Source organism: Desulfitobacterium chlororespirans DSM 11544, from assembly GCF_900143285.1.
Lineage (GTDB): Bacteria > Bacillota > Desulfitobacteriia > Desulfitobacteriales > Desulfitobacteriaceae > Desulfitobacterium > Desulfitobacterium chlororespirans.
Genome location: NZ_FRDN01000004.1, coordinates 562,695 through 586,344, shown reverse-complemented (window position 1 = coordinate 586,344; position 23,650 = coordinate 562,695). Strand labels below are relative to the sequence as shown.

Annotated in this window: 18 protein-coding genes and 1 riboswitch; of the genes, 11 read left to right on the top strand and 7 right to left on the bottom strand. The window is 48.5% G+C overall.

The genetic code is table 11. From position 1 onward, the window contains the following. Positions 1-18 precede the first annotated feature (18 nt). On the top strand, positions 19-483 hold the full coding sequence (locus BUA14_RS05560; protein ID WP_072771657.1) for a cupin domain-containing protein: 465 nt from the start codon (positions 19-21) through the stop codon (positions 481-483). Between the two features lie 185 nt (positions 484-668). Here the strand turns inward: BUA14_RS05560 and BUA14_RS05555 are convergent, their stop codons facing one another. The 3 genes from BUA14_RS05555 to BUA14_RS05545 form a co-directional block, all read right to left on the bottom strand. Continuing rightward, positions 669-1,190, bottom strand: a complete 522-nt coding sequence (locus BUA14_RS05555) for a ferritin-like domain-containing protein (RefSeq protein ID WP_072771656.1) — start codon at positions 1,188-1,190, stop codon at positions 669-671. A gap of 175 nt (positions 1,191-1,365) precedes the next feature. Further along, positions 1,366-3,426, bottom strand: coding sequence for a catalase (locus BUA14_RS05550; protein WP_427846679.1), 2,061 nt, complete (start codon positions 3,424-3,426; stop codon positions 1,366-1,368). Between the two features lie 111 nt (positions 3,427-3,537). After that, positions 3,538-4,806, bottom strand: coding sequence for a D-alanyl-D-alanine carboxypeptidase family protein (locus BUA14_RS05545; protein ID WP_072771654.1), 1,269 nt, complete (start codon positions 4,804-4,806; stop codon positions 3,538-3,540). Between the two features lie 240 nt (positions 4,807-5,046). On the opposite strand from BUA14_RS05545, the gene BUA14_RS05540 reads away from it, so the two are divergent. The 5 genes from BUA14_RS05540 (at position 5,047) to BUA14_RS05520 (ending at position 9,956) form a co-directional block, all read left to right on the top strand. Then, a complete protein-coding gene (locus tag BUA14_RS05540; RefSeq protein WP_072771653.1) occupies positions 5,047-5,589 on the top strand; it encodes a DUF4256 domain-containing protein in 543 nt (180 codons plus the stop codon). Between the two features lie 63 nt (positions 5,590-5,652). Next, positions 5,653-6,255 (top strand): class I SAM-dependent methyltransferase, encoded by a 603-nt coding sequence (locus tag BUA14_RS05535; RefSeq protein WP_072771652.1) that lies wholly within the window; start codon positions 5,653-5,655, stop codon positions 6,253-6,255. Between the two features lie 62 nt (positions 6,256-6,317). After that, positions 6,318-6,929 carry a DNA-3-methyladenine glycosylase gene (locus BUA14_RS05530; protein WP_072771651.1) on the top strand — a complete coding sequence of 204 codons (612 nt, stop codon included), beginning with the start codon at positions 6,318-6,320 and terminating at the stop codon, positions 6,927-6,929. A 325-nt stretch (positions 6,930-7,254) separates the two neighbouring features. Further along, a complete protein-coding gene (locus BUA14_RS05525; RefSeq protein WP_072771650.1) occupies positions 7,255-8,619 on the top strand; it encodes an MATE family efflux transporter in 1,365 nt (454 codons plus the stop codon). 188 nt (positions 8,620-8,807) lie between these two features. Continuing rightward, positions 8,808-9,956, top strand: coding sequence for an MFS transporter (locus BUA14_RS05520; protein WP_178371632.1), 1,149 nt, complete (start codon positions 8,808-8,810; stop codon positions 9,954-9,956). 13 nt (positions 9,957-9,969) lie between these two features. Here BUA14_RS05520 and BUA14_RS05515 read toward each other — a convergent pair whose 3' ends face one another. Next, positions 9,970-10,830, bottom strand: a complete 861-nt coding sequence (locus BUA14_RS05515; RefSeq protein WP_072771649.1) for a LysR family transcriptional regulator — start codon at positions 10,828-10,830, stop codon at positions 9,970-9,972. Positions 10,831-11,170: 340 nt separating this feature from the next. Between BUA14_RS05515 and BUA14_RS05510 the strand changes: the two genes are divergently transcribed. Then, positions 11,171-13,081 (top strand): FAD-binding protein, encoded by a 1,911-nt coding sequence (locus BUA14_RS05510; RefSeq protein ID WP_072771648.1) that lies wholly within the window; start codon positions 11,171-11,173, stop codon positions 13,079-13,081. Positions 13,082-13,297: 216 nt separating this feature from the next. Here BUA14_RS05510 and BUA14_RS05505 read toward each other — a convergent pair whose 3' ends face one another. After that, positions 13,298-14,131, bottom strand: coding sequence for a MerR family transcriptional regulator (locus BUA14_RS05505; RefSeq protein WP_072771647.1), 834 nt, complete (start codon positions 14,129-14,131; stop codon positions 13,298-13,300). Between the two features lie 302 nt (positions 14,132-14,433). On the opposite strand from BUA14_RS05505, the gene BUA14_RS05500 reads away from it, so the two are divergent. Continuing rightward, on the top strand, positions 14,434-16,590 hold the full coding sequence (locus BUA14_RS05500; protein WP_072771646.1) for an FAD-binding protein: 2,157 nt from the start codon (positions 14,434-14,436) through the stop codon (positions 16,588-16,590). A gap of 43 nt (positions 16,591-16,633) precedes the next feature. Next, complete coding sequence (locus BUA14_RS05495; protein WP_072771645.1) at positions 16,634-18,880, top strand: oxidoreductase; 2,247 nt, start codon at positions 16,634-16,636, stop codon at positions 18,878-18,880. A 229-nt stretch (positions 18,881-19,109) separates the two neighbouring features. Here the strand turns inward: BUA14_RS05495 and BUA14_RS05490 are convergent, their stop codons facing one another. Both BUA14_RS05490 and BUA14_RS05485 read right to left on the bottom strand, forming a co-directional pair. Next, the gene (locus tag BUA14_RS05490) at positions 19,110-20,072 is read right to left on the bottom strand and encodes a DMT family transporter (protein WP_072771644.1); all 963 of its coding nucleotides are present in this window, start codon (positions 20,070-20,072) and stop codon (positions 19,110-19,112) included. Between the two features lie 139 nt (positions 20,073-20,211). Then, positions 20,212-20,361: riboswitch (FMN riboswitch) on the bottom strand. 142 nt (positions 20,362-20,503) lie between these two features. Continuing rightward, the gene (locus BUA14_RS05485) at positions 20,504-21,208 is read right to left on the bottom strand and encodes a VanZ family protein (RefSeq protein WP_242954573.1); all 705 of its coding nucleotides are present in this window, start codon (positions 21,206-21,208) and stop codon (positions 20,504-20,506) included. 302 nt (positions 21,209-21,510) lie between these two features. Between BUA14_RS05485 and vanX the strand changes: the two genes are divergently transcribed. Further along, positions 21,511-22,119 carry a D-Ala-D-Ala dipeptidase VanX gene (gene vanX / locus BUA14_RS05480; protein ID WP_072771643.1) on the top strand — a complete coding sequence of 203 codons (609 nt, stop codon included), beginning with the start codon at positions 21,511-21,513 and terminating at the stop codon, positions 22,117-22,119. 155 nt (positions 22,120-22,274) lie between these two features. After that, positions 22,275-23,636 carry a UDP-N-acetylmuramoyl-tripeptide--D-alanyl-D-alanine ligase gene (locus tag BUA14_RS05475; protein WP_072771642.1) on the top strand — a complete coding sequence of 454 codons (1,362 nt, stop codon included), beginning with the start codon at positions 22,275-22,277 and terminating at the stop codon, positions 23,634-23,636. Positions 23,637-23,650: the final 14 nt, after the last annotated feature.

Below are 23,650 nucleotides of genomic sequence, written 5' to 3'. Positions count from 1 at the left end.
AAAAATGGAGGACTCTGCATGAAGAAAATATTAAACATTGATAACATGCCCAGGGAGCATATCGATGATCCGGATTTTCAATCAAAAATGCAAACCTTATTAATCGGTAACGCTTTGGGATGTGAAAAAATCTATGTCAACATCGACTATGTAAAACCAGGCGGCAAGAGCGTAAAATATCATTCCCATTCAAAGCAAGAGGAGTTTTTTCTCATCATGCAGGGGAGTGGTCTATTGAGGATGAATGGGGAAGAGGTGTCCATTAAAACGGGTGATGTCATTTCCAAACCTGCCGGTCAGGAGATCGCCCATCAATTCATTAACAATGGTTCGGAGATTCTGCAGATACTTGATGCAGGTACTCGTGAAAAGGATGATATTGCGACATATCCTGATGAAAACGTAGTCTTTATAAGGAACAAAGGTTTGGTTTTTGATATTAAAGATAGTATGAAAGGCTGGACCTCCGATCCGAATTCATAATACTGAAAGACTCATCTTCCTTAGCACTATATAACAGATTCTTTTTAATATGAATAAATGATCAAAACGAAACGGTTTTCAGGCAGCAGATAAAATGTGGGCTATAATAGATTAGCCCAAATGGAGGATTTGAGTGATGAAAGGCTGTTTGCCATAGAATACGAAGATATAGAGGATAGTGTTTGTTAAACCTGCTGGTACATCTCTCTGAAAATCTGGAGATGGTGCACCTCGTCCTGGATGATGCGGCGTAAGATGGCCACAATATTCATATCGCAGATGGTATCCGCCTGATGGGAATATTTGCGGATGGCTGCTTCCTCTGCTTGGATTGATTCAGCGATCAGAGCACGCACCCCGTGAGGATAACCGATATAGGAAGGGGACCACCATTGCATACAATCCCGGCAGCTCCAAAGCCGTGGGTCCGCTCCCAGCAGCAGGGCGAGCTCGGCGAATATATTGAGATGGTGCATTTCAACGATGCTGATATCGCGAAAGCAGCCTGAGATCCAACTATACTGGGGTTTCGTCACAACGGAGATATAGAAATACCGAGTAACATCGCTCATTTCGGAAACGGCGTCCCCCATGTTACCAAGCATTTCACAGGCATAAACGGGATTTAGGCCGGCCACCCGCACCGGCGGATACGGCACATCCACCCTGTACCGACATGTGTTGGTGTTGTTATCATTCATCGCCATGTTCCCTTTCCCATGTTGATTATGATACACTTTATTCAGGCGAAGAGGAGATTATAACAGTGCCTCAACATGGCGGATGGATTGACATGCCGCGGGGAGCGGAGCAAAAAAAAGGGACCGCAGCGTCTTCAGATTGTCTTATCTGATAGAGCACTGGGGTCCCTTTTGGATTATTTTAGTGGACATTCCGCTCGAAATGACGTCCCGTTGTGAGTGCTGCCAGGAAGTTATTGGCGTAGACTTCCATGTTCCCGGCCGCGGCCGGTTCGCAGACGACACCTGGCGCCGGCTTTTGTCCGGAAGGCAACAGGTCCAGCAGAGCCGACGCCTCACCGCTCAGACCAATGGTCTTATAATGGTTAAAGGTGTCCAAGAGGAAACCCTGCACATCCGCCGAGCCTTTGAGGGCCTCAGTGTGGGAACCGCCGGGGATATAAACGGCATCGTAAAAGACAGAAGCTGTGGTAGCGTAAGTCTGGTTGCCTTCTACCTTGCAGTTATCACCGGCAGTAACCGGTCCCAGCTTACAGGACACCACATCAAAACAAGCACCGTCGGCAATAAGGGTAGCGGTAAGAGCATCAAACTGAGCTTTATCGAAACCGCTTTCAAGGAGGACAGCCACTTTTCTGGTTTTCGGGCTCTTGGCGGTATTAGCCATACTGAGAGCGGGGGAAGAAGCCGTGGTGGGATTGGCCCCGTTGGCTGGAGGTGTGGCCCCTAAGCCCTCCGCCACCTTTTGGGCCAGCTGCGGATCCACGTTGCCCAGCATATCCACAAGCTTTTGGTGGGTATGCTTATGCTTGCATTTGCCCAGCTCGAACCGGAAAGCATCGATGATGTGTTGTCTTTCCCAGTCGGACATACTGTTCCAAAACATAGCCGGTTGGGTGTAGTGATCCCGGAAGCTCTCGCTGCGCTCCCGGATAACATGGCCATCGACTTTTTCCTGATAGTGTTCGAAGTGACTTTCCCCAGCGCGGGCGGCGTGAGGCTCACCCTTATTCAGGGAGTTGGGGTAGTAGCTGGTCTGCCCCTCGTCAATGGTCATGCGGTGCATGCCGTCCCGTTGGTTGTTGTTTACCTTGGGCAGCGGGCGGTTAATGGGAAGCTGGTGGAAGTTGGGACCTCCCAGACGGGAGAGCTGAGTGTCCAGATAGGAGAACAACCGACCCTGGAGCAAAGGATCATTGCTGAAATCAATGCCGGGTACCACATTGGCCGGACAAAAAGCCACCTGTTCCGTTTCGGCGAAAAAATTGTCCGGGTTCTGGTTCAGTGTCATCTTGCCGATTTTCTGAACGGGGATTAATTCCTCAGGCCAAAGCTTGGTGGGATCCAGAATATCGAAATCAAACCTGAACTCATCATCCGGTTTCAGCACCTGAATGCCGAGTTCAAATTCGACGGTCTGGCCCTGTGCAATAGTCTCCCAAAGGTCCCTGCGGTTGAAATCAGGATCCTTGCCGGCCACCTTCTGGGCTTCATCCCAGACCAGGGAATGGACACCCAGAACAGGCTTCCAGTGAAATTTTACAAATTTAAATTCACCTTTGGCGTTGACCAGACGGAAGGTGTTGATGCCAAAGCCTTCCATCATGCGAAAACTTTTGGGAACAGCGCGGGGAGACATCAGCCACATGACATTGTGCATGGTCTCCGGAGTATTCACCACAAAGTCCCAGAAGGTGTCGTGGGCTGAGGCCGCCTGGGGCATCTCATTGTTGGGCTCAGGTTTTAGGGAATGGATGAGATCGGGGAACTTAATAGCATCCTGGATAAAGAATACCGGCATGTTGTTGCCCACGATATCATAATTGCCTTCCTGTGTGTAGAATTTAACCGCAAAACCACGGACATCCCGCACGGTATCCGAGGAGCCGCGAAATCCTGCAACGGTGGAAAAACGGACGAAGACCGGTGTAATCAGATTGGGATCGCTGAGAAAATGAGCCTTGGTCAGATGAGACAGGTTCTCGTAAACCTGGAAGTAACCATGGGCACCTGAGCCCCGGGCGTGAACAACCCGCTCGGGAATCCGTTCATGGTCAAAATGGGTAACCTTTTCCCGAAAGATAAAATCCTCCATGAGGGTAGGGCCCCGTTTGCCTGCTTTGAGAGAGTCATCCGTATTGCTAACCCCGACCCCCTGGTTGGTAGTGAGATACCCCTTGTTATGACTGACCCGAGCGGCATCAAGATCTAAGGATTTCTGGTTTGTTTGCTGATTCTCCATAGTGTACCTCCCTGTAGAAATTGCCATATAGCCATAGTGTCCCCCAAAAGGGTGAATTCATGTGAACAGTGCTGAAAAAGGCAGCGAATCCGCTGCCTTTAAACACTATCCTTAAAAGAGATCCCTGTCCCGGTATCTTCCGGCTGTCATTTTCCGCTCGATGCTTCGATGTCTTCTTAGATAGGATACTCTCCTATATACCATATAGAGAAATAATAATAAGATTAAGCTAATTGGCGCCACCCAGTTTAAGGACTTTTTACTTTCACTGGACGGCTGCGGGGGTATAACGCTGCTGTCGGCCATTAAGGCAAAGGAATTAAGAACCCTATCCTCCTCTACGGTTTGGACGCTGGTTAGAACCTGATCTTTCATTATTTCTTTGAGCTCGGAAGCAATCGGCAGTACATGAAGGGATATATCCGGGGGGGCGGTACTGCCAATCTCCCTGGTATGGATTATCTCGTCGGTAAGAATGAGATTAACGGGGGTATCACCTACCATTAGACTGGAAAGCGCTGTGCCTTTGGGCTTATAGACTACATTTTCAAAGTTGGTAAAACCATATTCAAAAAGTTTTCTCATATCCGTATAGATACTTGTCTTGCTTGGCGACTTTAAAACAACGCCAAGTAAGGCACGTCCATCTCTCTCAGCAGTGGCGACGTAGGTATTGCCGGCTGAAGAGGTATAACCGGTTTTCATACCGGTTACGGTAGGCTCGGTCCATATAAACTCATTGATGTTATACATTTCCGTGGGAATATTTTCTCTGTTTCTAGGGATAATCTTTGTCTTCGTCTTGACGTAATCTCTGAAAACAGGATTTTGATAAGCAAAACGGGCAATCATTGCCAGATCCCGGGCTGTAGTTAGATGACCGTCCGCGCTTAAACCGCTGGGATTCTTAAAAGAGGTGTTTAATGCTCCGATTTCTTTGGCCTTAGCGTTCATCAAATCTGTGAAGCCTTGGATATCGCCGCCAATATGCTCCGCAATTGCCACCGCTGCGTCGTTAGCAGAGTTAAGCAACAAAGCATAGAGAAGATTTTCCAGGGTCACTTGCTCACCTGGTTCCAGATAGATACGTGTTCCCTGGGTCAATTCCTGATCCAGCACGGAGGGACCGGCGGTCACCAGATCATTTAGATTTCCTTTTTCCAGAGCAATGAGAGCGCTCATAATTTTGGTAGTGCTGGCCGGTTCATAAGGATGATCGGGATTTTTGGCAAATAGGGTCTGGCCTGTGGTAATATCAATTAAAATGGCACCTTCGCTGCTTATTTCCGGAACCGGAACTTTATCTGGAGAGCCGAAGACAGGTACTGCGAAGTTTAGTAGCATAGCCAGGGCTATGAATAGTACTGTAATTAATCTCAAAGCTAAAACCTCCAAGGAACAAAATAATAGTCGATAAGCGTTACCTAAGAAGCTTATCAAAAATTGATAAAATAATCTATCTTACCGTACATATTTTTACCTCTTCAGGGTATGTGGGAGCTACTTAGTGTCCAGTTTATCACACCCACACCACTATCATGGGCATGAAAAATCAGCAATCGAAAAAAATACAAACCATAGTACGGAATTAGATAATGAGATGAAGATGGAGGGATAGCAGTGACAAACAGCGAATTAATCGGACTACTAAAGAAACGCTTTGAGGAAAATATGAACCGGCATAACGGCCTTGAATGGGCTGTAGTGCAGGCAAGGTTGGAAGAGAGTGGGGAAAAACTTTGGTCACTCAGTGAAATGGAAAGAACCGGGGGTGAACCCGATGTCGTTGCTCAGGATGGAGTGACGGGTGAATACATTTTTTACGATTGTTCACCGGAAACGCCAAGCGGACGCAGGAATATTTGTTATGACGGTAAAGGCCAGGAAGAGAGAAACAAGAAAGGAATATTTCCGGAGGGCAATGCCGTTGATATGGCAGCGGCCATGGGCATTGAGCTGCTAACGGAAGAACAATACAAAGAGTTGCAGAGACACGGCAATTTCGATCTGAAGACGTCCAGCTGGCTGAAGACACCTTCCGACATTAGAAAGCTCGGCGGAGCTATCTTTGCTGACCGTCGCTACGACCATGTCTTCGTTTATCATAACAGTGCACCCTCCTTCTATAGCAGCAGGGCATTTCGTGGCTGCCTGAGGGTCTGAATGTTTCAAAAGGCTGTTTAATATAGCAACAACAATTTGCCAAAGTAGATTGGAGAGGTGATCATGGGGAATACGGATAAGTTTGAAATGATAGCTGATAGATATGACACACCTGAAAGAGTCGAAATTGCCAAGGTATCATCAGATGCTATTCGTGAATATCTCGTTGAGGCTAAAAGCAAAAATGCTATTGATTTTGGGTGTGGAACCGGCCTTGTGGGCATGAACTTATTGAATGAGTTTGATTCGATGCTTTTTCTGGATACATCACAAGGCATGATTGAACAAATTAAGCAGAAAATAGCCAGTTCTAATCTACAGAAAGCAACCACATTATGCTTTGACTTTGAAAAAGACAGCTTTGCGGGCTTGCACGCCGACTATATTTTTATGGCTCAGGTGTTGCTTCATATCCCTGATGTTGGATTGGTTTTATCAAGATTGTATGAGGTACTAAAAGAAGGCGGACACTTATTGATCGTGGATTTTGATAAAAATGAAAAAGTAGTTTCCGATCAGGTTCATAACGGATTTGAGCAAGCAGAGCTGGCTGAGCTCATGGCTGAAATAGGCTACAGGAAGATTCAAACCAGGACTTTTTATACCGGAGCTAAATTAATGGGGCAGGAGGCATCTTTGTTTATCCTTGATGGGCAGAAACTCTAAATCTTCTTAATAAGATTGATTGCCCGGGGCAAATCGGGTAAAAAAGCAGAGAGGAAGATATGATGAAACGATTAGGCAGAGAATTCTATAATAGAGATTCATTGATCGTCGCCAGAGAACTGCTGGGGAAGGTCCTCGTACACGAAATAGGAGGGCAAAAAGTTTCGGCAAGAATTGTTGAGACAGAAGCCTATAGAGGTATTGAAGATAAAGCGGCACATTCCTATAGCGGAAAAAGAACGCCAAGAGTAGAGGTGATGTATGGCGGGCCAGGGTTTTCTTATGTATTTATTGTCTACGGTATGCACTATTGCTTTAATGTGGTTACCAGAGAAGAAGGAAACCCGCAAGCTGTTTTGATCAGGGCGGCTGAACCAAGGGAAGGATTTGAGCTAATGGCCCAAAATCGGTTTAAAAAGTCATATCATCAGCTAAACAAGAGCCAAATACTTGGGCTGACGAATGGACCGGGGAAGTTATGCAGGGCCTTATCAATTGATAAAAGCTTAAATGGAGAAGATTTGTGCGGCAGTAAATTATATGTGGAAGAGGGAAACCAGGAAAGCTTGAGCATAGTAACTGCTAAACGGGTGGGAATTGATTACGCTGAGGAAGCTAAAGATTATCCCTGGAGATTTTATATAGAAGATAGCAAGTATGTTTCAGTGAGGTAAAAAACAAGACATAAACACAACTGCTTGGGAAGATAAAGGTTACCACACCAACCTGGTTTTGCTGACGGAAAAAGGTAGAAATTAAAAGTTACCCGATATAATTGTCTTGACAATTATATCGGGGTGGTGTAATAATAATAACTTCCGGACCTGATAATTCAAAGGCATTTATCTTAAATCGGTCCAATAACAAACTTAAAAATGCTTTGATTTAATATTTTTTCGACAAATCCTTGTTGCGACAAGTATATGCCGATAGGTTATAGGAACTTGTCAGGTACCAATATAGTTTAGAATAATAAAAAGAGTTTAGAGGGGACAGATAATGAATAGAAATATGGAAATGCGTGATGAAAAAATCGACAAACTTCTTTGGAAGTTCTCTTTGCCGGCGATTATCGGCATGCTGGTTAATGCCTTATACAATATCGTGGATCGGATCTTTGTCGGTCAGGGCGTCGGCTATATCGGAATTGCCGCCACCACGGTGGCCTTTCCGATTATGATTATCAATATGGCTACTTCGATGCTGATCGCTATTGGCGCCACGGCCCTGATCTCCATCCGACTGGGCGAACAGAAAAAAGAAGAAGCAGAAAAGATTGCCGGCAATGCTACCGGGCTGCTTATTCTGCTGCCCTTGCTACTCACCATTGTTTATCTCATATTTACCGACCCGATTTTGAAATTGTTCGGCGCCAGTGCGGAAGTGCTGCCTTATGCCCGGGATTTTACCCATATTATTATGCTGGGTTCAGTCTCCGGTTCTATTGCCTTTGGCATGAATAACTTTATTCGGGCGGAAGGAAATCCCCGCTATGCTATGCTCACTCAGATCATCGGTGCAGTCTTGAATGTCATTTTGAATTATACGTTCATTTTCAAATTGGGCTTGGGGATCAAGGGCTCAGCTTTGGCTTCCGTCTGCAGTCAAACCGTCTCAGCGCTTTTTGTCCTGGGGTATTACTTTACTAACCGGAGCACGATCAAAATTCACCTTAGAAACCTTAAACCCCAGCCATCTATCGTTTTCGGCATTCTGGTGATCGGCTTTGCTCCTTTCGCTATGCAAATTGCCAACAGTATTCAGCAAACGATTTTAAATAAGACCCTGATGGTCTACGGCGGTGATTTAGCCCTTTCGGCAGTAGGAATCATCATGAGCATCTCTACCATCATCTTTATGCCCATCGTCGGCATCAGCCAGGGTGCTCAGCCGCTTATCGGCTTTAACTACGGGGCCAAGCAGTATGACCGGATCAAAGAAACCTTGAAGAAATCCGTTCTTTTCAGCACCATCCTGGCCGTCGTCGGCTATGTGGTAATCCGGATCTGGCCCTATCAAATTATCGGTCTTTTCAGCAAAGATGATGTGGCTCTTACCCAGCTTACCGTTCATGCCATGTTGGTCTTCTTTGCGCTTTTGCCCCTGATCGGAATTCAAATTCTCTGCTCCAGTTATTTTCAGGCTGTGGGCAAGCCGCTTCAATCCACCTTGCTCAACTTATCCCGGCAGGTGCTGCTCTTCATTCCGCTGCTGCTGATTCTGCCGAATTTTTGGGGAATCGAAGGGGTATGGAGAACAGCTCCCATCGCTGATAGTTTAGCGGTCCTGATTACCTCCACCGTTATCCTTTTCGAGATGAAAAAGCTTCCCAAAAGCGTGCCAATTCCCCAGGAAAGTGTCTAAGCCAAAATCTTCTGCAGCCAATCTCCCGGCTAAGGTGTATGAAAAAATCTCCACCTACTTGATGAAGTGGAGATTTTTTCATTTCCTGACGGGCCGGGTCATGCAAATTCGTCACCAGTGTCGAATTTGGCTTACGCTATCCTAAGATATATTCATAAATAAACTATATGCCAATATAGTGTTTATGGGTGATTAATATTCGAATTAGCTTAAAAGAAGCCATTTATCTTTTTACAGGGTGGCTTACCTTATTTATCATTGGTACTGATTTGTTTGTAATATCTCCCTTGTTACCGTCTATTGCTCAGGAATATGAAATAACTCCTGCTGTTGCAGGATGGCTGGTTACTGTATTTTCACTAATGTATGCCATGAGTGCCCCGCTTTTTGGATGGCTTTCAGACCGCAAAGGCCGCCGTCTTTTGATTGTTTGCGGTTTATTATCCTTTGGCATAGCCAATTTTTTGACAGCCATTTCTCAATCGTTGGCCATGCTAATAACCAGCCGTATTTTTGCTGGTTTATCTGTTGCGTCAATAACCCCTTTAGTCTATGCAATTATTGGCGATACAGCATTACCTGAACGTAGGGGAGTATGGCTTTCTATTGTCGTATCAGGACATCTTACGGCTTTATGGGCAGGAGCACCGATCGGAACTCTGTTGGGACAATTTCTGGGGTGGCGTTCTGTTTTTATTAGTTTAACGATAATTGCTGCTTTACTGTCAATCTTAAACGTCAGAGCCTGGGCATCAATAAATAAAGCACATCCACTAGAAGCACAGACAAAAGGAAGTGCCATAAAAATTATTTCTGCTGTAAGTGTCACTGCTTTTTGGGCAATTGCCATGTATGCTCTTTATGTATTTCTCGGCACGGGATTAGTTTTAGAGAACCATTTTTCTCCAAGTGAACTTGCGGCTTCAATTACTGCCTATGGCATAGGAGCTGTGGTTGGCAGTCTGTCCAGTGGAAGAGTTACAGATAAAATTGGTGCTAAAAAGGTTTCCATATTCAGTACTGCCATGCTGATTGGCATACTTGCTTTATTGGGTTTTTTCTTTACATCGGGAACTTTGGTTTATTTTTTGTTGTTTTTGTGGGCACTGATTGGATATGCTTCCTTTACTTCATACCAAGCCCGTTTGGCGGAAGAATTTCCAGAAACTCGTGGTATGGCCCTTGCCTTAAATAACACAGCCTTATATATTGGGATTACCCTCGGCTCCATGATGGGCGGTTTTATTATTACAAAATGGGGGTTCTTTACTTTGCCATTTATCTGTAGCGGGGCAGCCTTAATAAGCTGCTTAATAAGCGCCAAAAGGAAAATATGAATGACGAATAGTATCATTCATTCTGGCAAACTTCTTTGGCGACTTTAATAAATTTCTCAACAGCAGCCGAGGGGCTTTTACGCCAGATAAGCCCAAAATCCCACTGGAAAGGCACATCAAGAGGAACCGATACAAGTGGGGCAAAATAGGAGGTATAGCAATGGGGTATAAGGTAAATGCCATTTGCAAAGCAAACGTTAAATACGCTCTCGATTTCACATGAGATTTCAATGAATTTAAAACCGGGAACTTCCTGTTCCATAGCCGCTGCTAATTCAGGCATCCAGCTAAGATTGTTCACAACAACTCGTTGATCCGCTAATTCCGACAGGCGGATCATGTTTTTGGCAGCATAAGGGTGTGTTTTGGCCAGCAGGCAAACTCTATGTTGGCGCACCAGGGGAATAAATTCCAAGCCGTGTAAAGATGCCTGGGGTAAATGTGCCCATTCAGAAATATCAGCGACGCCGGAGAGGACATTTTCAATATTAGTCTTATTGCTGGAGGTGATAAATTGCTGTTGGATTTTCGGATGGCGTTCGGCAAAAACACTGTAGACTTTGTGCATGGACAAAGAAAACGGTACCTGCAATATGCGAATAGCCACATCGTTCCCGTCAATTTCTTTACAGTGCGATAAAACTTGCTGAGACAAGGCCAGCATCTGTTGAGCGCCTTTGTAAAACTCTCTGCCCACTGATGTGGGAATGATTCCCTTTGGCGTCCGAATCAGCAATTGCAGACCGGTATCACGCTCAAGTGCATTGATTTGCTTGAGTAATGCCTGGGGAGATATGTATTTAGCCTCAGCTGCTTTGTTAATACTCCCTTTGTCAACAATCGAAATAAAGGAACGCAAATGTTCATTGTTCATTTTTGCATCCTCCGACAATTATTAACCTTCAAGTTTAGATGAACTGTTTACAAAGATTGGTGATGAGCCGGTCTTTTGTATTTATAAGGCCTATTTAGATTAGATATCAGTAATGCTCTTTTTTATAATACGCCAGAAAAATGAGTAAATCAATCGGCAAGCGGGTTACCAGAGCTACGGTTTACAAATAGCTTCTCAACCTTCAGTTTAGTAGTAACCTTTAGGTTGTAACCCTATTAGCACAAATCTGCTACTTCGGCAAATGATAATAAGTTATATTGATAGTGAAATTGGTAACGATATATGGTTGCCGGAACGCAAACTATAGGGAGGATAAAAGATGAAAAATCACATGTCACGCAGAAACTTTCTGAAGGGAGCCGCCACCGGCGCATTAGGGATGGCTACTGTCGGCCTTGTCGGGTGCGGTACTTCAGCAGTGTCGGGGAGCGCTGCCGGCACGGCTTCTCTTCCCTTCGAAAAAACAATATCATGGAATGCCGAATATGATGTCATCGTGCTCGGGCTCGGTTTAGCAGGGGGTGCAGCTGCTATGGCAGCCGCTGACCAAGGGGCAAAAGTTTTAATCATGGAGAAAGCGTCCAAGGGTGAAGACGGGGGCAACAGCAAATATGCCGGCCAAGGTGTTCTCTACGTCAAACCCGAAAACCGTGACGGTGCAATCAAGTATTTTCAAACTATCCGCGGGATGTACAATACCCCGGGCGACGATATCCTTGAAGCATTTACGGATATGATCATTACCAACCAGGACTGGATGATCAAACACGGCGCAAATGCTTTGCATTTTGCTGATGCTATCGGTGAATTCACTGATATTCCGGGGTATGACCTGATGGACTGCTGGTCTATTGACGCTACTATCCATGATGGTAAATTATTTAACTTTGTCCGTAACTATGGGCTTAAGAGTGATTCAATTGACGTATGGTTTGAGGTTCCTGCACAGGCTTTTATACAGGATCCTGAGACCGGAATTGTCCATGGCGTCAGGACTTCCGTAAACGGTCAGGAATACAATATCCGCGCTCTCAACGGTATCGTTCTCTGCACCGGCGGTTTTGAGAATAACATTCAGATGATCCAGGATTACCATCAATTGCCCTACGCATACGCCAAGGGTGGTCTTTACAATACCGGCGACGGAATCAAGATGGCTATGGATATCGGCGCAGACCTTTGGCACATGAGCAACATTGCCGGTCCCGACCTCAATGCGATCGATCCGACCACCAAGCGTGCTTTAGGCTACGCTATGATGGGATATCATCCGCTCCTCTCAACCGCGTTTACCTGTGGGACAGCAAGCATCATTGTCGGTGCGGACGGTACCCGCTTTGTGGATGAAGGCACGATTCCCGGACACGGCTTTATTCATTTCCATGGCATGAAACTCAGAATGCCTGTGTCTCTGCCGGCGTATTGCGTCTTTGACAGCACCGCCATCAATAAAACCATCTATAAAGTGTGGGATAATCAAGACAAGGTGAAGGACGGTACGATTATCACGGCGGACACCCTTGATGAACTTGCGGCCAAATTGGGGCTGCCCGAGGGCAGTCTATCTTCTACGGTCACACAATACAATGAATTTTGTGCCAAAGGCCAGGATGTTGTATTTCACAAGAAAGCCGAATACCTTGTTCCTTTCAGCGGGAAAGGTCCTTACTACGGGTTTGAAGTTTATCCTACTTACACCAATACACAAGGCGGCCCGCGGCGGAGTGCAAAAGGAGAAATTATGAATGTTGCCGGTAAACCTATTCCTCACCTCTACAGCGCCGGTGAGTGCGGTTCAATCTGGGGTGACATTTATCAAGGCGCCGGCAATCTGGCTGAATGCATTTCCTTTGGCCGTATCTCCGGTGCCAATGCAGCCGCCGCCAAAACAGACAACCTGCGTGAATCCGCAATAACCGGTACTCCTGTCAATTTCAATACTGCCGCAGAGGCTGATCATACTACGGCCGCTAATGAATTTATAGGAACCGGAAACGGTATCGGCGGAGACGTAACCGTAAAAATGACTGTAAATGATGGAAAGATAACCTCTATTGATGTATTAGAGCACAGCGAAACAGAAAACATCGGCGGTGCGGCTCTGAATAAGCTTGTAGAACAGGCCCTTACCGCTCAGGGGCCGAAAATCGATGGCGTATCAGGCGCAACCGTTACCAGCGACGCATTTAAAGCTGCATTGACGGAAGCTATGACCAAAGCAGGAATATAGTTCGGCACGGAAAATACTCCGGCTTTATTTGGAGGCTGCTGCCTATTGGAGCAGTATCTAATAAGCGGGTCACCAGGGTGCAGCTGAAGATATGTTTGGACGTGAGAGGGTACTTTCACGTCTTTTTCCTTTTCATTTATCAGCAGATAATAGCTAAAGCCCACCATTGATTGCGCGGACAACGGAGATGGAACCTGGATACGGAGGACAAGGTTTTTAGGTCATGGGTAAACCAGCTCCCTGGACAGGGATGTATATTTCAATATAGGAGATGCGTAGCCCTTTTTTTATCGATGTAAAAATCAACTTGCCGACAATATCTCCCTTAATAATGGCATAGAGATGTTCATCGATATGATTCATGATCAAGGTTCTTGAATTACTTAGGAAATATTCACGATTCGTGCTGGATAATACCGTAGATAAGTAAGTCTGCGGGGGTATATATTCAATATCCTCATTGATTTCCAGATCAACATACTCTAATTCATTTTCCCAAATAGCCTGCCCCCAGTTATAGTCATAACTATTCGGCCCGGATAAAAATTCTGCCGTTTTAATCCTAAAACTAGAAAATGTATATGGTAAGGCGTTCATCCAACTACTTACAGCATTTTCGATGCAGCTATGGTTTAACAATTTATCTTTATCCGTATGCTGCAGGCGATACAGCCCAGGCAGGGACTTAAGTTTAAATTTATGCAATGATGAATTAATGGCGATTATTTCGTTCTGAACCTCTGTCATTTTATTCAGAAGCAGAGTGTTTTTATGAATTTGTTCCTTTAAAGCCTGTTTTGATTCTTCCATTTTCTCAATGACATCTGCCGTCGAATCACTTTCCATGAGTTTTGCCACATCGTCTAAAGGTAAGTTCAGGCTTCTCAGAGTTCTGCTCTTAATAATGGTTCTGGCATCATAATCGTCAAAGTAACGATAATTGTTTTTCTCATCCTTAAGCGGTTCAATGATTTGCAATGATTCGTAATGTTTCAGCGTATCCACTGTAACCCCTAGCAGCTTAGAAAATTCGCCTATACGATATTTCATGACTATTCTCTCCTTGCTTTAAAGAAATCTAAGGGTGTAACTTTATCATACAATATTGTTAAAAAGAGTACAATTAAATATAAATACTTTCACAAATAGTGTTGACTCCTGTGTAACCCCCAAGTTTATGATTTATATAGTGGTACAGCTTTGCATTTAACAATCCAGGAGAACATCGGATCGAGAGAGGAAGGAATTCCCGGATGATTGCGAATGTATGAAAGTGATTTCTGGTATAAGCTGTATCTTTTTATAAGCTCGATTATCAAATCAAGAAGGAGAAGAATGGAAGGAAAGGGAGAATGAAAGGAATGAAAAAGTATTGCTGCACACTCTTGGTCTGCTTGTTGGTACTGAGTCTGGTACTGACCGGCTGTTCCGGCTCCGGAGTTAAAACAGGAACGAAAGCAGGAATTTATACCCCTGGCACCTATACTGCCCAGGCAGCGGGATTCGGCGGCAAGGTCTCCGTCACCATGACGTTTGATGCTAATGCCATCACCGACGTTAAGATTGAGGGAGCTGACGAGACTCCCGCCGTCGGCGGCAAAGCCATCGAAGAGTTTCCCGGGATGCTCATGGAGGCGCAGTCTGCTGACATCGACGGCATAAGCGGCGCGAGCTACACAAGCAAGGCCGTTCTGGCCGCCGCGGCGAACTGCGTGGCCCAGGCCAAAGGGGAGGATCCCAACCAGAAGACCTCTGTAGCCGACGGTACTTACAGCGGTCAAGCCCCCGGTTTCAGTTGGACGGGAATGATTAAGGCGGATGTGACTTTCAAGGATAACGCCATTACGGACATCAAAGTTGTAGAGGAGCAAGAGACCTACACCGGCGAGATTTTCTATACCATTCTTGACAATTATATTCCCCGGATTCTGGAGGCCCAATCTCTGGCGGTGGATGGCATCAGTGGAGCTACCCTCTCCTCCAACGGCGTGCGCGGCTGTGTGGAGCAGGCCATTGAGGCCGCCGGCGGTAGGAGCTCTGAGTGGTACGGCGAAGTAGCGAAGTCCACCAAGATTGTGAAAAAGGAGGGCTACGATGTCATTGTCGTAGGCATGGGTGGCTCCGGCATCACCTCCTTCCTGTCCGCTGCCCAAGCGGGGGCCAAGGTTTTCGGCATTGAGACCACGGCTAAGCTGGGCGGACAGAGCGCCACCACCAGCGGTCCCATGGCCGCAAACTCCAAGGTTAAGATGGATGAGGAGTTCGGCGGCAAAGAGTACATCGACGCCGACGCCCTTTACAAGGCCTGGAACGACTATTGCGGCGCCGACGCCAAGCCGGAGATGATCCGTATGGCCATCGACGAGTCTGGTGAGACCCTGGATTGGATGATCATGGACTGGGGCTTCCAGTTCTCCCCCATGAGCAGCTTTATCCTCAGCCCCTATCCTGACTGGAAAATTTGGTGCTACTATGGCGGTGAAACCAAGAACCGTTTCGGTACCAACAAGACCTATATGTTCGAAAACGCGGTCAAAAAGGCCCAGGATAAGAATCCTGCCGCCGAATATATGCTGGAACTCACTGCTCAGGAACTGCTGATGGACGGCGACAAGGTGGCCGGGGTGAAGGCCGTCTACCACGACGGCACCATTTATGAGATCTATGGCAAGACCGTCATTTTGGCCACCGGCGGCTTTATTGGCAATACTGACATGATGAACGAATACCTGGATGGCCCTGCCAACACTGTCGCCATGACGGTGGACGACGGCGACGGCATCAAACTTGGCCTCTCTGCCGGCGGTGCGCTTATGAATCCCGATATTCCCCCTATGGTGCACATCAACCAGGTGGCCAATCTCATTAAGAACAACGATCTGGATGCCGATGGGAAGCAGGTTCTCACTTCTCTGGCTATCGCCACTGACGCTCTGGCCGTGGATGGGACAGGGAAGCTGTGGAACACGAGAGAGGAGATCTGCCTGGCACCCCAGTATCGGTACTATAATATCTACACCGCCGCTCAGATCGAGGAGATCAAGACCAAGGGCCTGGCCAAGGTCAATAAGTCCATGTTCATGGATCAGGGGGGAACCGTGGAGGCGGGCAAGCCCATCGCTAATATCGATGAAATCCTCAAGGTGGGAGCCGACTATAAGAACGTCCTCGTCGCGGAAAGCGCCGACGACCTGGCCAAGGCCATCGGCTGCGATGGGGCCGCCCTGAAAGGCAGCTTGAACGGCGCCGGGGGACCTTACTACGCAGTGATCTGCTCCGGTTACGCCTACGCCACCTGCGGCGGCTTGAACGTGGACGACGCTATGAACGTGCTGCAGGCCGACGGTTCCCCCATCAGGAATCTCTATGCCGTGGGTCAGGACTCCATGGGTGTTCTGTTCTCCAGCGACGTTCCTTACACCCCATACGGCGGTCAGGCCCAGAGCTGGGCGTTAACCTCCGGCCGGCTGGCCGGTGCCAACGCGGCTAAGTACGCTATGGGCAAATAACCATCGAGGTTGGCAGACGTCATCTTAGAAGGGAGAAAGAATTATGAGTTTATCAAGACGTCAATTTCTGAAAGGTGTCGGAGTGGCCGGTGTGGTTGCCGCGGGAGCAGGCCTTAGCGGGTGCTCGCCCGCCGCGCCGGCAGGCAGCGGTTCCGGCTCCGGCAGCCCCGCGGAAGGTGCCCCGGGAAGCGTGGCCGGAGCTGCAGCTGCAAGTGAACTGATTGCGGCGGCCTATCTCAATCCGCAGGATTATGACTACCGTCAAAACACCACCGATTTCAAGACCCTGTTTTCGCCGCTGAAGATCGGCCCGCTTAACCTCAACCACCGCATGGTCAAGTCCGCCGCCGGCTCGGCCACTTACCTGGCCGGGCTTACCGACGAGCTCCTCCAGTACTACGTGCAGTTCGCCAAGGGCGGCGTTGAGCTCATCTGGGTGGAAATGGTTGCCGCCTTAGAGCCGCCTTCCGACGGCAGCCCGGTGTCTGCGGCAGCAATTGAATTCGGCAGAAAGCTCGTCGCCGAGTGCGGCAAATACGGCGCTAAGCTCGGTTATCAGACGTACGGGTTTCCGCTGAAGCCGGTTAACGACATGACGAAAGAAGACATTATTGCATTCCAGGCCCGCTATGTGAGCACCGCTCGGCAGATCAAGCAAATGGGCTTTGCTGCTTTCGAGATCAACGCCGCCGGCTTTAACCTCGGCGAGCATTTCCTTTCCCGTTTCCACAATGCCCGCACGGATGAATACGGCCCAGGCAGCCTGGAAAACCGGGCGCGCTTCGTGACCGAATGCATCCAAAAAATTAAACAAGCCTGCGGCAACGACTTTGTTGTTCAAGTCTTGATCGACTGCATCGAGGAAAATGACAACCTTACCAACAACGCCACCCTGGCGACGTTAGACAATGCGGTGACTGCGCCACACAATAAAGTAACGACGATTGAAGAAGGCATCGGCCTGGCCAAGTTGATCGAGGCCGCCGGCTGCGATGCCATGCACCTGCGCTTAGGCCCTCTCGACAATCACCCTTGTCAATTCGGCAGCGACCTTTACTTTATTTTGAACGGAATTGAGGGCGCCACCGGTTACGGCACCCAGTGGGATTTCTCCAGGCATTGGCAAGGCCAGCTGATTGCCAACCACAGCGGCGCCGGCATGCTGATCGACATTGTCGGGCGTTACAAAGAAGCGCTGAAGATTCCTTGCGGCACCGTTACCTACATGGATCCTGCCCACGCCCCGGATTACTTCGAGAAGGCCTTGGCCGAGGGCAAAGTCGACTTCTATCTTATGAACCGCCCCCTTACCGTTGACACCGAATACGTCAACAAACTGAAGGAGGGACGCAGCGATGAAATCGCCCCCTGCACCCGCTGCCTGCACTGCCACATTGGCTCCAACGAGATGAACCGCCAGATGGGTTATTGCCGCGTTAACGCCCTGACGCAACGGGTAATGACCGACAAAGGTCCGAAGACCTATGAGCTCCAACCGGCTGCAGTGCCGAAGAAGGTCATGGTCATTGGCGGCGGCCCGGCTGGTATGGAAGCCGCCCGCATCGCAGCCGCTCGCGGCCACCAAGTCACTCTCTATGAAAAGACCGGTGTCCTCGGCGGCAAGCTCACTTTTGCCGGTATGGTCAAAGGACCTCACGAAAACCTCGGGGACCTTAAGGCTTACCTGGCCAGTCAGTTGGAGCTTAACGGCGTAACCGTCGTTTTGAGCAAGGAAGTCGACGCCGCCCTGATCGCCGGCGAAGCCCCCGATGCCGTAATCCTTGCCGTCGGCTCCTTGCCGGGCGAGGTGGGCGTAAGCGGCGGCAGTGTGCCGACTATCGATTATGACCGATTCATGGGCAACAACACCGGTGAAAACGTGGTGGTATTCGGTTCCAATGCTCAGGCCTTTGACGCCGCTTTGTGGCTGACGGTGCGCAAGAAGAAGGTCACCATTGTGACACCGAATCCCAACGAGGATCTCGACAAGCAACAGTCTCATCACGCCCAGCGCTTTATGACTACAGCCCTCTATGCTCTGGGTGTCAAAGCCTATCCGGGATCCATGATCAAGGAAATCGGGGACGGCAAGATTACTATTGCCTCGGACTACGGAGTGGAAACCGTGATCGCCGCCGACTCGATCATCAACGCCGCCGACTTGCTGCCGAACAAGTCTTTGCTTGACGGTGTTGCGGTGAAGGAGACTTACGCTATCGGGGACTGCAATGAGCCTTATAACATCGCTTTGGCCATCCGGGCCGGAAACGATGTGGGCCGCGCTGTGTAGTACAACGTGGTTGCCGTGGTTGCGCTCTGCTTTTCAAGCAATGACCTTTTCTATCGTCAGCAGTAATTAGATACGTCATTGTTGAGGGAAAGAGTGGATACCGTAATTTAATTTAGAAACTAAAAACTGCCGCCAAAGCCCATCAAGGCTTAGGCGGCAGTTTTTGTATCCTTAAAGAAATGGTATTTGTTTAGCTCAGGCTTCGGCATAAGGCATAAGATATAAAGTGCTATAGGCCTGCCAGGTTGGCTCTTTCAGAAGTTTTCACCGCAGACTTGGGATCATTAGGCAACCGCGACAGTTGCAGTACGACAAGCCAAACGATGGCAAAGCCCAGCCATTGCCCCAAATCGATGGTTTGGTGGAGAATCAGCCAGTTTACGAGCAGGCCGGTGGCCGGGAAAGCCAGTTCGGCAATGGTGGCATGGGAAGCCCGGACGCCGTTCAAGCCGCGGTAATAGAGCAAGAGGCTTAAAAGGCTGGGCACGAGGGTCTGGTACAACAGGTTGGCCCAGACCGGAGCCAGATGGAGACTTTGACCGAGATCGGCCCAGTTGGGTTGCTGTACCAGGACAATGACGGTTAAGAGCGGCAGCGCGACAGCAAATCTCAGGGCAGTCAAGGTGGTGAAGGATAATTTTCCGATCAGACGCTTGCCCATGACGGTGGATCCGCCCCAGAGAGCGGCTGCTCCGATGGCACATAAGGAACCGAGCAATTGTGCTAAGCTGACTTCGGAAGTTGGCAGGTGCAGGCCGAAAGTAAGCAGGTAGGCGCCGATCAGGGCCACAACAAACAGGGCATAGAAATCTTTTCTCATCCGTTCCTTAAGCATCCAGGAGGCGAGAAGAATAACAAAGATGGGCTGAACTTTCTGCAGGAGCAGGACCACATTGGGATTACCATAAGTAAATCCGGCGGTGAACAGAATGGAGGCCAAGGCTGAGCCGCCCCAGCCGATAAATAAGACAGCCAGCCAGTCTCCGCCATTGAGTTGCTTCAGCTCCTGACGCTTCCAGATGAGCACAGGTGCGGCAAATAAGAATAGTAACAGGTGCTCCAACCAGACGATTTGTGAAGATGACACATGTTGCAATAAGGATACGATGAAGACCCCGTCCAGGCCCCACATGGCTGCCCCCAGGGCGATGAGCCAGATGCTCCGATTGGATGATTGCTTTGATTGCTGCATTGATAAATCCCCCAATAGTGAATGTGTGAGAATAAAACCCTCTGAATCGGAAAGAACAAAAATGCCTCGAGGAAATCGTGTTCCTCGAGGCATAAACATACAAACATAACAAACATAAGGCCACTTGTCCTAAGCTAGTTTGTACCTTCTCCCATCCGGACTATACCGTCGGCCTTGGAGTCTCACCAAGTCAGTCGGTGCAGCACTGGCGCTGCACTGAGTTGCGGGCTGAATTGCACGGGCAATCATTACCGCCGGTCGGGAATTTCACCCTACCTCGAAGGTTCGTATTCATCTAAAAAGAGTATAGCACATTGTTGGCTTCAGTGGTAGATACCTTAGGCATAGAGTTGCTATCCATTCCATGCCAAAGGACAGCTTTGACTGCCGCCTTTCCGCAAGAGCAAGAAGGGATAAATTATCTGCTTACTTCAGATAACTTGTCTAAGTAAAGACCAGAAGAATGAATAATACACAAAGAACATACCGGCGAAGGCGCTGGCCAGATAAAACCATGCCTCTTCGCGAAGGAGCAAGGGGATTTTTTTGATCTGGGTACTTTGGACAGAAACCTTGTCCTGTAATTTTGCCAGATGTTTTTTCAGCAGTCTGAAAATTCCCCATCCGATTAACGCTCCGAGAGTATTCATCAGTAAATCATCAAGATCCGTTATTCTGCTATTGAACAATTGACTCAATTCTATGATCAGTGAGAATACAAAACCGGATAATGCTGTTTTCCATAACACTTCATACTTCTTCCAAATCAATGGCAGTATAAATCCAAAAGGGACGAAGAGCAACATATTTTCTATATAGGGGCGAACACCCTCTGTAAGCCAAAAAAACGGCATCCAATTAATCTCATCCGGTGGAAAATTCAACCCCGTTGATGTTACTATACCAAAGCGGTTTTGAACAATATCCATTAGGGAAGGAATACCAGTAATACTCAGCACACCGGTAAGGTAGTAGACAAAGATACAAACGATTGCCATATGCCCCTTTGACAGTGTATAGCCCATCTTTTTGCTTTGAGAGGTCAGTAGGGTATGATAGGGAACCAAGAATGGCAAAGTACTGATGAACCATGTCATTGACGCTATAATAAGCCTTAAAATAAACATCAAAATCATATTGCTCACTAATGCACCTCCGTTGTAATTAACTTGGTTCATTATAGGGTATTTAAAAAAGAAATATCTTAATAAACCCTTAAGATAGGGTGATTTTCTCCTTAATCTGAATCTCCGGATATGGAAATAAGGAAATCTTAAGAAATCCATAAGTTAAAATTCCAACATCGCCTGCCTGATTTCGCTAAGATAAAAATGTCGAATCGGACAGGTTTTTATATTCCTGGAAGGGGGTCTCGGACAAAAGCAAAGAAAAATGTAACTATGCAAGGATGAATCGTGTCGTTGAAAGGAGAAAGACCATGAAAAGTGATTTTGTCTTTGTGGACGAGTTTGTATCAGGAATACGTTGGGATGCTAAATACGCCACCTGGGATAATTTTACCGGCAAACCGGTGGACGGCTATGCAGCCAATCGAATTGTCGGTACGAGAGCGTTGTGCGCGGCCTTGGAAAAAGCACGGGAAAACGCCGCATCCTTGGGCTTTGGCTTGCTTCTTTGGGATGGTTACCGCCCTCAATGCGCCGTAGATTGCTTTCTGCGCTGGTCTAAACAGCCGGAAGATGGCCGGACGAAACAGAAACACTATCCGAATATTGACCGATCCGAGATCATCGAAAAAGGATATGTGGCTGCCAAGTCGGGCCACAGCCGGGGCAGCGCCATTGATTTAACCCTTTATCATTTAGCTTCCGGAACACTTGTACCCATGGGCGGTGATTTTGATTTGATGGATTCAGTCTCACATCATGGCGCACATGGAATCAGCCAAGCCGAAGCGAGAAACCGTCAATATCTTTGTTCGATCATGGAGGCCAGCGGTTTTGTTTCCTACGCTTGCGAGTGGTGGCATTACAGCCTGAAACACGAACCTTATCCCAACACTTACTTTGATTTTCTCATCGCCTAGCTGAGCCGGAGCTCAGCGTGCGGCGGCATTTGGGGATGCCGGCGGAAGTGAGCATAAGACCTGGCGGAATACATACAGTGCAAAACATGCTGTTCCGCTAGTGCAAAACCGGAAATATCAATCTTAACGACGAGAACTGTGAGGTGCCTTTTGCAATGGAAATGACGGTATGCGAAATCGTCGCCGCCTGCGGCGGAAAATTACTCTGCGGGGACCTGGATACGGTGGTGACCTCGGTGGTGACCGACAGCCGGAAAGTGACCGACGGTTCCCTGTTTGTCCCCCTCAAAGGCGAAAAGGCGGATGCCCACACCTTTCTGCACGCCGCATTCGCCTCGGGCGCAGTCGCGGCACTGACCCAGGAGCATACGCGGATGGAGGCGGAAGAAGCCTGGATCGCGGTGGATTCGACGCAGCTGGCGCTCCAGCATATTGCCGCCGCCTATCGGCAGAGATTTTCAATCCCTGTCATTGGGATCACGGGGAGCGCCGGGAAGACAACGACGAAAGAAATGACCGCGCTGGCACTTTCCGCAGGATACAAGGTGATGAAGACGGGAGGAAACCATAACAGCCAGATCGGGCTGCCACTGATGATGTTTCAGTTTTCCAGGGAACACGAAGCGGCGGTGGTGGAGATGGGGATAAGCGATTTCGGCGAAATGGCGCGCCTGGCTCAGGTCGCCGCGCCGAATTATGCCGTCATGACCAATCTCGGCATTACTCACATCGGCCAGCTCAAAACCCAGGAGAACATCCTGGGGGAGAAGCTGCACATCACCGACCGGTTCACCCAGGGTTCCGTTCTGTTTTTAAACGGGGACGATCCGATGCTGGGCGGGCTCCGCGGCAAGACAGCGTATGAGACCGTCTTTTACGGCAGGTTGCCCTGGTGTGATTTCCGCGCGGAGGGGGTTACGGTTCAAGAGGAAACCACCGCTTTCCGCTGCCTTGTTCCAGGAAGAGAGAGCGTGGATGTGACCCTGCCGGTACTGGGAATGCACCATGTTCTGGATGCCCTGGCCGCTCTTGCGGTGGCGGAGCGGCTGGGCGTGCCCCTGGACCGGGCCGCCGCCGCACTCAGGGATTACCGCCCCCTGGCCATGCGCCAGCAGATTTACCATGTCAACGAGGTCACCGTCATTGATGATTCCTACAACTCCAGTCCCGGCGCGGCCAAAAGCAGCCTGAGTGTTCTTGCGGGGTTCCGGGGCGGCCGCAGAGTAGCCGTGCTGGCGGATATGCTGGAACTGGGGGAGTATTCCCGGCAGGCGCATTTTGAAGTCGGCGTCCGCGCTGCGGAAACCGGAGTGGATATTTTACTCACTGTCGGTCCGGAGGCGAAAGCCGTGGCCGAGGGTGCCCGCTCCGTCCGGTCCGGGATCGATTGCCGCGTTTTGGACAATAACCATCAGGCCGCAGCGGAATTGAAATCCTTTCTGTCTCCTGGTGACGCAGTTCTGGTCAAAGGCTCCCGCGGCATGCATATGGAGGAGATCGTCCGCGCCTTGCTGTAGTTTCCCGCTCCGGT